Source organism: Streptomyces sp. NPDC005566, assembly GCF_040605575.1.
Taxonomy (GTDB): domain Bacteria; phylum Actinomycetota; class Actinomycetes; order Streptomycetales; family Streptomycetaceae; genus Streptomyces.
Genome location: NZ_JBEXDB010000013.1, coordinates 238,836 through 251,568 on the forward strand (window position 1 = coordinate 238,836; position 12,733 = coordinate 251,568).

At 71.8% G+C, this 12,733-nt stretch carries 7 protein-coding genes; 4 read left to right on the forward strand and 3 right to left on the reverse strand.

The annotated features are described in order from the left end of the window. Positions 1–221 precede the first annotated feature (221 nt). Positions 222–3,464, forward strand: a complete 3,243-nt coding sequence (locus ABZS61_RS22040; RefSeq protein ID WP_356423681.1) for a BTAD domain-containing putative transcriptional regulator — start codon at positions 222–224, stop codon at positions 3,462–3,464. Here the strand turns inward: ABZS61_RS22040 and ABZS61_RS22045 are convergent. Beyond that, positions 3,451–5,466, reverse strand: coding sequence for a sigma-70 family RNA polymerase sigma factor (locus ABZS61_RS22045; protein WP_356423684.1), 2,016 nt, complete (start codon positions 5,464–5,466; stop codon positions 3,451–3,453). The two genes, ABZS61_RS22040 and ABZS61_RS22045, sit on opposite strands and share 14 nt — an antisense overlap. Before the next feature lie 249 nt (positions 5,467–5,715). Beyond that, positions 5,716–6,504 (reverse strand): helix-turn-helix domain-containing protein, encoded by a 789-nt coding sequence (locus ABZS61_RS22050; protein WP_356423687.1) that lies wholly within the window; start codon positions 6,502–6,504, stop codon positions 5,716–5,718. A 384-nt stretch (positions 6,505–6,888) separates the two neighbouring features. Between ABZS61_RS22050 and ABZS61_RS22055 the strand changes: the two genes are divergently transcribed. Together ABZS61_RS22055 and ABZS61_RS22060 are read left to right on the forward strand one after the other, a co-directional pair. Beyond that, positions 6,889–8,304 carry an NAD(P)/FAD-dependent oxidoreductase gene (locus ABZS61_RS22055; RefSeq protein ID WP_356423691.1) on the forward strand — a complete coding sequence of 472 codons (1,416 nt, stop codon included), beginning with the start codon at positions 6,889–6,891 and terminating at the stop codon, positions 8,302–8,304. A gap of 360 nt (positions 8,305–8,664) precedes the next feature. Continuing rightward, the gene (locus tag ABZS61_RS22060) at positions 8,665–10,347 is read left to right on the forward strand and encodes a SpoIIE family protein phosphatase (RefSeq protein ID WP_356423694.1); all 1,683 of its coding nucleotides are present in this window, start codon (positions 8,665–8,667) and stop codon (positions 10,345–10,347) included. Here ABZS61_RS22060 and ABZS61_RS22065 read toward each other — a convergent pair. Further along, on the reverse strand, positions 10,341–11,639 hold the full coding sequence (locus tag ABZS61_RS22065) for an MFS transporter (protein WP_356423737.1): 1,299 nt from the start codon (positions 11,637–11,639) through the stop codon (positions 10,341–10,343). The two genes, ABZS61_RS22060 and ABZS61_RS22065, sit on opposite strands and share 7 nt — an antisense overlap. Positions 11,640–11,780: 141 nt before the next feature. Here ABZS61_RS22065 and ABZS61_RS22070 point away from each other — a divergent pair, with 141 nt between their 5' ends. Next, complete coding sequence (locus ABZS61_RS22070; protein ID WP_356423697.1) at positions 11,781–12,338, forward strand: MarR family transcriptional regulator; 558 nt, start codon at positions 11,781–11,783, stop codon at positions 12,336–12,338. Positions 12,339–12,733: the final 395 nt, after the last annotated feature.

Here is a 12,733-nt window from a genome sequence, read left to right on the forward strand (position 1 = left end):
GCGACGCCGGCAACGCAACCGAGGTTCCGCACGACGGCCGCGGACCCGGGCCCGAGGTTCCGCACGACGGCCGCGACCCGGTGACGCGCAGGACGACGGCGGCGGACCAGGCGCGCCGAGGGCCGCACGACGGCCTGCGGACCGGCCCCGCCGTCCGGCCCGTCGGGCGTTCGAGGACAAAGCACCGCGCTCCGGAAGGCCGCACCGGACACAATGGGCCGGTGCAGTACCTGATCCTGGGCGCCACAGAGGCGCGAGACGAGCAAGGCGGCCCGCTGCCCGTGGGCGGTGCGCGGCTGCGCGCCCTCCTTGCCGCACTCGCCCTGCGCGCCGGCCGCCCCGTGTCCGTCGCCGCACTCGTCGACGACGTGTGGGCCGGTGATCCCCCGAACGACGCGCCGGCCGCCCTCCAGGCCCTCGTCGGCAGGCTGCGGCGCGCCCTGGGCCGGGAGGCCGTCACCGGCACCCCCGGCGGCTACCGCCTCGAAGCCGGCCGTGACGACGTCGACCTGTACGTCTTCGAGCGGATGGCCCGCCAGGGTGCCGCCGAACTCGACTCCGGCGACCCCGAGTCCGCGGCCCGCACCCTGCGCGCCGCGCTCGCCCTGTGGCGCGGACCCGCGCTCGCCGACCTCCGCGAGCGCGACCACGGCATACGGGCCGAGGCCGACCGGATGGCGGCGATCGGGCAGCGCATCGAGGCCGACCTCCGGCGCGGAGTTCCGAGAGGCCTCGTACCCGAGCTCAGGGAGCTCACAGCCGCCCACCCCTACAACGAGCCCCTGCACGCGCAGCTGCTCCGAGCCCTGCGGGCCGAAGGAAGACAGGCCGACGCGCTCGTCGCGTACGAGGACGCGCGCAGAGCCCTGGCGGACGGTCTGGGCACCGGCCCGGGACCGGAACTCACCGCCCTGCACCGGGAACTCCTCGACCACGCGGGGCCCTCAGCCCCCGGAGCCCCGGCCGGTCCGCACCCCCCGGAAGGCAATCTCCGCCCCAGGCTCACCTCCTTCGTCGGCCGGGAGCCCGAACTCCTCGCGATCCGCGCCGACCTGACCCGTGCCCGCCTCGTCACCCTCACCGGCCCCGGCGGCTCGGGGAAGACCAGGCTGGCCGAGGAGTCCGCGGCGGGCCAGGGCGCCTGGATCGCCGAACTCGCCCCGCTGGACGACCCCTCCGCGGTACCCGGAGCCGTACTCTCCGCCCTCGGTCTGCGCGAGACGACCCTCCTGCGGGACAGCGCCCACGACCGGCCACCCACAGCCGCGGACCCCACCGAACGGCTCGTCGAACACCTCTCCCACCGGTCGCGGAACCGCCCGTTCCTCCTCGTCCTCGACAACTGCGAGCACGTCATCGACGCGGCGGCAGCACTCGCGGAGACCCTCCTCAGGCACTGCCCGCGGCTGCGCATCCTCGCCACCAGCCGCGAACCTCTCGGCGTGCCGGGCGAGGCGGTGCGTCCCGTGGGTCCCCTGCCGCCCCACCCCGCCCACCGCCTCTTCGCCGAACGGGCCCGCGCGGTGCGGCCGGACTTCCGCCCCGACGAGGGGGCGGACGGAAAGGACGCCGAGGACTCCCCGGTCATTGCCGAGATCTGCCGGCGCCTCGACGGGCTTCCGCTCGCCATCGAGCTGGCGGCCGCCCGGCTGAGAATGCTCACACCGCGCCAGATCGCGGACCGCCTGGACGACCGCTTCCGACTGCTGGCCGGCGGCAGCCGCACCGTTCTGCCCCGCCAGCAGACCCTGCGGGCGGTGGTGGACTGGTCGTGGGACCTCCTCTCGGAGGACGAGCGCACCGTCCTGCGGCAGATCTCCGTCTTCGCGGGCGGCTGGGACCTGAGCTCCGCCGAGGCGGTGACCCGAAATTCGGACGCCGCGTCCCTGCTCGGCGCGCTCGTCGACAAGTCCCTCGTCGTCGCGACCCCCACCGACGCCGGCGAGATGCGCTACCGCCTCCTGGAGACCATCCACGAGTACGCCTCCGAACGCGCCGCCGGGACACCGGACGTACGGGCCGCAGCGGCGGCACACACCGCCTGCTTCGCCGCACTGGCCGAGAAGGCGGACCCCATGCTCCGCTCCGGCGAGCAGCTTCCGTGGATCAGCCGGCTGGAGGCGGACCTCGACAACATCCGCGCGGCCCTGCACCGCACGGTCGACACCGAACCCTGCGAGCGGGACGCGTTGCGACTCGTCCTGGGCATGGGCTGGTTCTGGTGGCTGCGCAACTTCCGCAACGAGGGTGCGGCCTGGGCCGACCGGGCCGCCGGCCTCGGCGAGGACCCGGACGATCCGTCGGACCCCCGCTACTGGCCCCGCAAGCACCTGCACATGCTGCGGTTCTTCCTCACGATGGAGACCAGGACCGTCGCGGACACCCGGGACGACGTGGAGATCCACGCACTGGTGAACTGTGTGACCGAGGCCTTCGGATCCGGCGGCCCGCAGGCCGCCCGCTTCCCTGGACTGTTCTGGCCGCTGACCTCGTACATGCGCGGCGAGTTCACGGAGGGCGTGCGCGGGCACTTCGACGCGACCGTCGCCAACACCCGCGAGCACGGCGGCGACTGGGAGTACGGCGTCACCCTGATGTTCCGTACCCACATGCTCGTCGACACACCGCACGGCATGACCGGCATCGACGAGGACCTCGCCGAGTTGCGCACACTGAGCCGACGCATCGGCGACCGCTACCTGCGCGCCCAGGTCGCCAGCGCCGCCGCGGAGGCGGGAATGATGCGGGGGAGGTACGACGAGTCGCGAGTCGCCTACCAGGAGGCGCTGGAGCTGGCACGGGAGGTCGGGGCCCACGCGGAGGCCCCGTTCCTGCTCGGCCGCCTCGCCGAACTCGACTACCTGACCGGTGACCTGGACGCGGCCAGGAAGGGACTGGACGAGGCGGAGGCCGAAGCCGAGCGGCAGCACGTACTGGACGCCCACGCCTTCGTGAACTTCCTGCGGGCCTCGATCGCGCTGACGGCCGGGGAGATCCCGGCGGCGCGGCGGTTCGCCGACTCGGCGCGCGGCGCGCCGGTCTACGGCCCGCCCCCGCAGTTCGCGGCAGCCCTCCTGTGCCTGTCGGCGCGCATCAGCGTGTACGAACCGTCAGGCGGTCCCGCCATCGGACTGCGCGGTATCACCGACGGCCTCCGCATGGCCGTCGGAGCCGGCTGCGCGAACGTTTTCACCGCCTATCTGGGGGAGGCGGCGGGCATCACCCTGCCGCGGCTCGGACAGTACGCGGCAGCGGCCCGCCTCCTCGCGGCCTCCCGCACCTGGCGGGGCAGCGGTCCGCGGTCGGTGCTGGAGGAGGCGGAGGTGGCCGAGGCGCTGGAGGACCTGCGCGAGAAGCTGGGGCCCCTCCTGTACGAAGCGGAGCGTGCCGCAGGCAGTGCCCTGACCCCGCAGGAGGCCGTGGACCTCCTGACCGGCATCACCGAGGAGCTCAGCGACAGCTGATCCTCGAGTTCGCCCAGTCGGCCAGTGCCGCCGCGCCGAACGGCTCGGCGGGCTCCACGACGAGCCGGATCGTCCGCTGGCCCCCGATACCGACGCGCATGGCGACCGCAGGGTCACCGCCCCGCATCACCGGCGACCGCCACAACCGCGCACCGTCGCCGTTGAACACGGAGAAGCGCATCGAGCCGGTCCACTTGGTCAGATCGTCGACACCCGCCATCGCCTCGTAGGTGGTGCACTCGCGGTTCAGCCGGACGGTGAAGGACGAGCGCGGGTGGACGGTCACCCCGTGGGCGTACGTCGTGGAGCCGATCGACAGCCCGGAGCGCTGCCAGACCGCCCCCCGGCTCTCACCCAGCAGGATCTCCGGCTCGCTGTGGTCGCCGACGACGGAGTACTTCAACTCGCTGACCTGATAGACCTCGGGAGCCGGTGGCGGGGCAGGCTCCGGTGCAGGCGGCTCGGGCGGGGCGGGCTCGGGAGTGGGCGCAGGCGTGGGCTTCGGAGCGGGTGGGGGCTCCGGCGTGGGTGTGGGTTCGGGTTTCTGTGTGGGTGTCGGCTTCGGCTCCGGCGGAGGTTCGGGCGCCGGAGCGGCCGGGGCCGGCGGCTTCGGCTCCGAGGGGGGAGCGGGCGCGGGCACCGCCGGGGCGACCACCGGCGGCTTCGCCACCGGTGCTGTCTCCGGCGCGGGCCGGTCGTCACCGACGAGCGCCCACACCAGTCCGGCGGCGGCCGCCACGGCGACCGCCGCCGCGATTCCCGCCTTCGCCGGCGCGCCGAGACCTTCGGCCGCGGCACCGCCGGCCGCGCCGCCGGACGCCGTATTGCCCGTCGCCGCCGCGGCGGCTCCGGCACCGGCCGCACCGACTGCCCCGCCCGCCACGATGCCGGCGGCCTTGACGGCGTAGCCGGCGGCGAACCAGCCGATGACGGCGACCGGGAGCAGTGCCGGGATCCCCGCGTTCACATGGGCCAGTTCACCTGCGGCGACACGGCACTTCGCACACTCGGCGAGATGCTTGCGCAGCCCTCGTTCGGCCCGGGTCCGCAGCCCGCCCCGGGCATGGGCGCCGAGCCGGTCGGCGTACTGCGCGCAGTCGCCCCCGGAGGTCAGGGTCTCGCTCACGTGCGCCTGCAGATAGGCCTGCTTGAGTCCCTCGCGGGCCCTGACGGCCAGTACCGCCGTGGCATTGGCCGACAGCCCGAACAGCGGGGCGATCTCGCTCGGCGACTCCTCCTCGACGGTGGTGTGCCACAGCACGGCCTGCCAGCGCTCCGGCAGGCTGCGGAAAGCCTGCATCGCCATCGACCGGTCCGCCTCGTGCATGGCCATCACATCGGCGCCGAGATCGAGGGTGTCGGCGTCGGATAGCTCGGAGGAACGCGTGGCCTGCGCGGCGAACACCGCGAAGTCGTCGACGAGGTGCTCCCGCTTCGCGCTCTTCGTCCAGGCGGCGGCGACATGGCGGACAGCGGTCATGAGGTACGCCCGGACCGCTTCCTGCGGACCCTTCCCGCCGCGCACCGCCTGAAGCGTTCTTGCGAACACCTCGGCCGTCAGATCGTCGGCGGTGTGCGCGTCGCGGCAGCAGGTGCGGGCGTACCGGCGTACGGCTCCCGAGTGCCGGCGGAACAGCTCCTCGTACGCCCGGTCGTCGCCCGCCCGCATGCCCAGGATCAACTGGGCGTCCGAAGGGGCGAGTTCGGCGGAACTGCTGCGGCCCTCACGCTGCAGGGGCACGGCGAACGCCGCACCGGTCTCCGCACCGGTCTCCGCTTCGCGTGCTGTCGAAGGATCGGTCCCGGGGCCGGTGACGACATCGGGCGGTGCCGGCCAGGGGCCGGGCAGGACTGTGCCGCCCTCGGGGCGCCCATCCCGGTCCTCGCGGTTCGCGGAGCCTGCCTGGCCCGGTACGTGACCGGGCGGAACACCGGTCTCCGTGCCACCGCCCGCGGCAGCGATGTCGTCGAGCGGTACGTCCTGCTGCCCGTCACCGCTCATCGCGGAAGCCCCCGTATGCGCTTCGGACCCGAATACCGGGCAAGCGTGCCACAGAGCGTCGTCGCGACGAACCCTCAGCCCCGTCAACCACTCGTCCGGGGTGTCTTGTTGTACAGGAGCGGCGGCGTCACTCCGGGAGGCAGCCCCGACGACTCCTGGTCCCGGTCGTCGGGTGCGGAGCGGGTGCGGCCGTACCGGTGTCCGCCCGGCGCTGGACGGACACCGGCGGCGGACACCGGCCGTACGCCTCTACGCGGGACGGGAGCGGAGACCCTCCAGCAGGATGTCCAGCAGCCGTGCCGAAGCCGCAGCCTGCTGAGCCGGATCCGGCAGAGCCGGAGCTGCCGTGGCGATCACCAGCAGCACATCGGCCACTGTCACATCGCCCCGCAGCTCACCGGACTCCCGCGCCCGGTCGACGAGCCTGCCCACGACCTCAAGCAGCTCTGCCGCACCCGTGTCGTCGTCGAACTCCTCCTCGGCCGACGGGCGCGGCGGAACCACCCGGAGATCGGCCTGCCCCACTCCCTGCCGCTGGTGCGGGACCCGCGTCTCGCCCTGACCGGCCGCGCCGTGCTCGTCCGCGTCGGCCCCGACCCGCAGGACCTGCGGAGGCAGCAGCCGTCCCGCACCCGACGCCACGGAGGTCCGCAGGAAACGGGAGAGCGCCGACCAGGGCTCCTCCTCCTGCCCCAGAGCCGTCCGCGCCTGATCGGTCAGCCGGGAGGTCTCCTCCTCGGCTATCCGTCGTACCAGCACGTCCTTGCTCGGGAAGCGGCGGTAGACCGTGCCGACCCCGACCCTGGCGCGCCGCGCCACGTCCTCCATCGGCGCGCCGTAACCCAGCTCGCCGAACACCTCACGTGCGGCGCGCAGGACGTGTTCCAGATTGCGCTGTGCGTCCACGCGGAGCGGCGCCGAGCGGGGTGTGTTCCCCGCCGCAGCGACCGTTCCCACTGCTCCTACCGCAGTCAGCCGCCCGTGGCCCTCCGAAGAAGAGGCGACAGCGGTCTGCCCATGCAAATCCTGAATGTGCATAACTTCCCCCGGTTATGACGTCTCCCCCCGGAGACTTCCCCGCCGTGTCAGTCGGTGTGCGGATCATCGTCCGAATCCGACACCCCGACGGGGTACGAACATAGTTGAGCCCGGGTCAATTCAGAAGGGGGTAGTTCCGCACGGAGCGCCCCCCGATCGGAGCAAGGACCGGTTGGCCCCTGATTCGTCCCCTCCTCCCAGGCTCTCCCGCCCCGTCTGACCTGCACGCTTGTCGAATTACCGGGCGCGCGGGCGCCACCCGGTGATCGAAGAGCTCCGGTCACACAATTTGTCGGGCCTGTGGACAAACACCGGTCTCCGTTGCGTCATGGGATGGTGATGGCTCCAGATTCCCGGCGGACGACCCCCGGCACCCGGCCAAATGTGCGCATTCTCGTCGTAGGCGGTGGCTACGTCGGGATGTACACGGCGCTGCGTCTCCAGCGGAAGCTGCGGCAGAGACTCAAGAGCGGCGACGCCGAAATCGTGGTGGTCACGCCGGAGCCCTACATGACGTACCAGCCGTTCCTGCCCGAGGCGGCGGCCGGCTCGATCTCACCCCGGCACGTCGTCGTACCGCTCCGCCGGGTCCTCAAGGACTGCACGATCGTCATCGGTGAGGCGGAGCGCATCGATCACGCCAAGCGCACCGCGACCGTGACGACCCTCGCCACCGGTGAGGACGGCACGGGTGCCGTCGAGATCCCGTACGACGAGATCGTCGTCGCGCCCGGATCCGTCTCGCGCACCCTGCCGGTCCCCGGCCTCGCCGACTTCGGCATCGGCTTCAAGACCGTCGAGGAGGCCATCGGCCTGCGCAACCACGTCATCGAACAGATGGACATCGCCTCCGCCACCCGTGACCCCGCCATCCGTGACGCCGCCCTCACGTTCGTCTTCGTCGGAGGCGGCTACGCAGGCGTCGAGGCGCTCGCCGAGCTCGAGGACATGGCCCGCTACACCTCTCGGTACTACCACAACATCAAGCCCGCGGACCTGAAATGGATCCTGGTCGAGGCCACCGGCCGCATCCTGCCCGAGGTCGGCGAGGCGATGGGGAAGTACGCCGTCCGGGAACTGCGGGGCCGCAACATCGACGTACGCCTCGACACCCGTCTCGACAGTTGCGAGGGCCGGGTCGCGGTGCTCAGCGACGGCTCCCGCTTCCCGACCCGCACGCTCGTGTGGACGGCAGGCGTCAAGCCCGCGCCGCTCCTCGCCGCCACCGACCTGCCCCTCACCGAGCGCGGACGGCTCCGTTGTACCGCCGCGCTCTCCGTCGAGGGCGTCGAGCACGCCTGGGCCGCCGGTGACGCGGCGGCCGTACCCGATCTCACCTCCTCCGAGCCGGACAGGGAGACCGCGCCGAACGCCCAGCACGCGGTGCGGCAGGCCAAGGTCCTCGCCGAGAACATCGTCGCCACGCTCGCCGGACGACCGGTCAAGGACTACCGGCACTCCTACGCCGGATCCGTCGCCTCGCTGGGACTGCACAAAGGCGTCGCCCACGTCTACGGCCGCAAGCTCAAGGGCTACCCGGCCTGGCTGATGCACCGCACGTACCACCTCAGCCGGGTGCCCACGTTCAACCGGAAGGCGCGAGTCCTTGCCGAATGGACCCTGGCCGGACTGTTCAAACGCGAGATCGTCTCTCTGGGCTCGCTCGAACACCCACGCGCCGAGTTCGCCCTCGCAGCCGGCGGCCACGCCCACCCGGGGCACCCCGGAAGCGAGGGGAACCGGACACGTCCCGAGGACAACCCGCCGAAGGACGACAGTCCGCCGAAGACATCCGGTTGATCTCCCGGCCCTCGGGGCCGCGCCCTCCGACCGCTGCGGACAGCGGTTCCCCCTTCGTACGACGGCCGCAGTTCAGCCACCGGACGGACGGCCGAACCACAACTGTCAGTACGGTCGGTCACACTGGGCGTGTGACCATAGGTGGGCCCACACCTGCACAGAGTGACCCGGCCGACAGTCACCTACAGTGACCGGAAGCGACGACCGACAGCACGAAGAGGCCCGGCTGCGCCGTCCCGGGGGTCCGGCCCCGGACGCCCCTGCACCGGCAGGAGAACCGGGACGGAAACCGGCACAGAAACCGGCAGAAGAAGCAGCTCGCCCGAGCGGACCAGACCGACACACGAGGCCAGAAATTCCGTGAACTTCACGCGCTGGAGCGCCCGCCTTCCCGGAACGCAGCGTAGAACCGCCGCGCGGGACGACCACAGTTCCGTACCCGCCGCCCGCGCCGAGTCCGCCCGGCCGAAGAGCGCACCCACGCCGCCGGACACCCCACCGGAAACGCCCGCTGCCTCACCCCCGGGCGCCGCCCACGAAACCCTCTCGGCCCGCGACATCCTCGGCCGGCTCCCCGCCCCGGTCGCGCTTCTGCACGGCCCCGAGCACCGCATCACGTACGTCAACGACGCCTACACGGCGGCATTCGGCCCCCGCCCCTGCGGCGTGCGCGCCGTGGACGCCATGCCCGAACTGACCGAGCTCAGCCTGCTGCCCCTGATGGACCAGGTCCTGCGCAGCGGCACGCCCCGCACGGTGAAGTCCCGCAAGGTCCAGGGCGGCAGCTCGTACACCGTGACCTGCACTCCTGTGTCCGCCGGCGATCCCGAGCACACGAAGAGCGCCGTGGGTGAGGAGGGCGTGCTCGTCTACGCCACCGATGTCACCGACCACGCCGAAGCGGCGGAACGGCTCCGCGCCAGCGAACGCCGCCACCGCGAAACCGCGGTGACACTCCAGCGCTCCCTGCTCCCGCAGGACCTCGAACAGCCCGACGACCTGCGGATCGCCGCGACGTACCAGCCGGGTGGCACGGACGCGGCGGTCGGCGGCGACTGGTACGACGTCATCACCCTCGGCGCGGGCCGCACCGCTCTCGTGATCGGCGACGTGATGGGGCGCGGGGTTCGTGCCGCCGCCGTCATGGGCCAGCTGCGCACCGCGGTCCGCGCCTACGCTCGCCTGGACCTTCCGCCCCACGAGGTGCTCCAGCTCCTCGACGTCATCGCGGCGGAGATCGACGCCAGCCAGATCGCCACGTGCGTCTACGCGGTCCACGATCCCAACGAGGGGCATCTCGTCTACGCCTCCGCCGGCCACCTCCCGATCCTCGTGTGCGACGAGGACGGCACGGTGCACCGCGCCGAGGACCCGACCGGACCACCGCTCGGCACCGGCGGCTGGGTCCACACCTCCGGGACGATCGCCCTGCCGCCCGGCTCCACCGCCGTGCTGTACACCGACGGCCTGGTCGAGCGCCGCAGCGAGGACATCGACGAGGGCGTCGCCTCCCTGGAGCGCGCGCTGTCCGGTGCCAAGGGGGCACCTCAGGTGGTCTGCGACCGGCTGATCCGCTCCCTGGGGGTGACCGCCGAGCACGACGACGACGTGGCGGTCCTGGTGGTGCAGCACCCTGCCCGCACGGGGTCGAACGCGGAGCTGTTCCACAACGCCTCGCTCGATCTCCTCGGCGGCATCGAAGCCGCCCCCCGGGCCCGCGCCTTCGCCACCGGGGTCCTGGCCTCCTGGCGGTTCCCCGTCGAACTCTGCGACCTGGGCGTGCTCGCCGCGAGCGAACTCGTCGCGAACTCGCTCCAGCACGGCACCCCGCCCATGCGCCTGGGCCTGCGCCGCACCGACCGCCGCCTGATCATCGAGGTGACGGACGGCGACGACCACCTCCCGCGCCGCCGCAGAGCCGAACCCGTGGACGAGGCGGGACGCGGCATCTCCATCGTCGCGAGCATCGCCTCGTCCTGGGGCAGCCGACGCACACCGGGCGGCGGCAAAGCGGTCTGGTGCGAGTTCGCGCTTCCTCAGTGAACGGTGGCCGGAGCGGTCACCGGCCGGCCGTCCGGGAGTGACACCGCCACCACCCGAGACGGCACCGCCACGAGCGACGGCTTGTCCTGTCCGGGAGTGAGCTGCCGGCCCAGTCTCAGGGCCAGCACGGTGATGCCCAGCGAGAACAGCACGAACGTCACGATGTACAGCCCGTGCAGTGACGCCCCCATGGGCCCGCCCACGGCCGGTCCGACCGCCAGGGCCAGCTGCTTCACCAGGGCGAACGCCGAGTTGTACTGACCGACCATCGCCTCGGGCGCCAGGTCGGCGACGAGCGGGGCCACCGTCGGGGACAGCATCGACTCACCGAGTCCGAACAGGGCGTACGTCGAGATCATCGCGGCGGTCGCCATGGTCTGGCTGCCGTGCCCCAGGCCCGCGTATCCGGCCACGATCCAGGCGAACGCCCAGATCAGACCGACCCACGCGATGACCCGGCTGCGGCGCCGGCGCTCCACGAGACGGAGCACGACGAACTGTGCGACGACGATGACGGCCGTGTTGGCGGCCAGCGCGATGCCCAGGGTCGACGGATCGATCCCGGCCGCCTCGGTGCCGTAGGCCGCGAGCCCGGACTCGAACTGCCCGTAGCAGGCGAAGAAGAGCACGAAGCCGAGGACACACAGCTGGACCATGGCCTTGTGGGAGAGCAGGAGGCGCAGTGCGGACCCGGGGGCGGAGCCGTCGGTGGGGCGGGCACCGGCGATGGACGTGGTACGGGGCATGCGCACGGTGGCCGCGACCACCGCGAGCACGACGAACATGACCGCCTCGATCAGGAAGAGCAGGGTGAAGCTCGACGGCTCGTCGACGTCGACGATCTGCCCACCGACCAGCCCGCCGACCCCGAGGCCCAGGTTCTGCAGGAAGAACTGCGTGGCGAAGGCGCGGGTACGGGTGGCCGTGCTCGAGCACCACACCAGCATCGTGGCGAGTGCCGGCTGCATGACCGCCGTGCCGGCGCCGAGGACGGCAGCCGACAGCACGGCGGTCGTCACATTGCCCGCCACACCCAGCGCGGCAGCCCCCACGGCCGCAAGGCCGGCGGCGACGACCAGCACGGGCAGCGGCCCGCGGCGGTCGATGGCCCGCCCCGTGAACGGCAGAACCCCCAGCGCTGCCATGGCGAAGACAGCCAGTACGACACCTGCCGTACCGGCACCAAGATCCCGGACCTGCGCCACGTAGACGTACAGATACGGAACGGTGAACCCGAGGCCGAACGCGCTCAGCGCGCTCCCCACCTGGATCCGCCGCAGCGCTGCACCCATCTCCCTGGTCACACTCACCTACCTCAGACTTCGAAGAACCTTGAAGAACACAGACTCGTAGACTTTAGCACTAAAATTAAATCCTTAACGCTATACCTAGAAGGACTTCGACGGCGATGGAGAGCGTGCGATACTCCCGCCATGTCTGACACCCCCGAGCAGCCCGAGCTCCAGGAGCCGAGCCTCGACGAGCAGATCGCGGCCTACCAGCGCGAATTCCGCGACCTCGACCCGCAGGTCGAGCAGGTCGTCTCCGCGCTCGGCCGGCTGAACCGCCGGATGAACGTCGCGTACGGCAGGCAGGTCGCCGCCCTCGGCATCAGCAACGCCGAGTGGGAGGTCCTCAAGACCCTGGTCCTCGCCGGCGCCCCGTACCGGCTCGGCCCCGGCGAGCTGGCGAAGCGCCTCGGTCTCACCCCGGCCGCGATGACCCATCGGGTCGACCGGATGGCCGGCGAGGGCCTGGTCACCCGGGACAGGGACGAGAACAACAGGGTGCGCGTCATCGTCGAGCTGACCGACGAGGGCCGTACGAAGTGGCTCGAGGCGATGCGCATGGCCACCGACTTCGAGGAGGACCTTCTCCAGGATCTCTCGGGTGACGAGCGCGGGGTCCTGGGCGAGATGCTGATCCGCCTCCTGCGCCGCGTGGAGCACGCCCAGCCGGACGCGGGCGGCCGGCTCACCGACCTGGACTGATGGGTCCGACGGGCCCCCAGGGGAGGGGTTGACACGCCCCTCCCTGATCCGTAAGGTTCTCCGAGTTGCCAGGGAGCCGGTACGGTCCCGGGGCAGCCGATCCCGCCGCGAATGCGGCAACCAAACTCAGCACGATCTCCCGCCGGGGAGAATTTCGGCATGCCGGAATTCAATTCGAAAGCTCGATTATGAGCCGCGGAGGAAACCCGCTAGAGTTTGAGCGTCGGAACGGCCCAACAGCCGGGAAGACAAGCCCCACTGACTGGGAATCAGGCCCGAAAGGATCTGATAGAGTCGGACTCGCCGGAAAGGGAAAGCGCGAAAGCGAAGAACTGGAAAGCGGCCCCGCTTCGACCGGGAATCGGACACGAAAGAGTCTGATAGAGTCGGAAACG

Coding starts and splice junctions, on each gene's coding strand:
- ABZS61_RS22070 (WP_356423697.1), top strand. CDS start 11,781: ATGTCTGACACCCCCGAGCAGCCCGAGCTCCAGGAGCCGAGCCTCGAC.
- ABZS61_RS22045 (WP_356423684.1), bottom strand. CDS start 5,466: ATGAGCGGTGACGGGCAGCAGGACGTACCGCTCGACGACATCGCTGCC.
- ABZS61_RS22050 (WP_356423687.1), bottom strand. CDS start 6,504: ATGCACATTCAGGATTTGCATGGGCAGACCGCTGTCGCCTCTTCTTCG.
- ABZS61_RS22065 (WP_356423737.1), bottom strand. CDS start 11,639: ATGGGTGCAGCGCTGCGGCGGATCCAGGTGGGGAGCGCGCTGAGCGCG.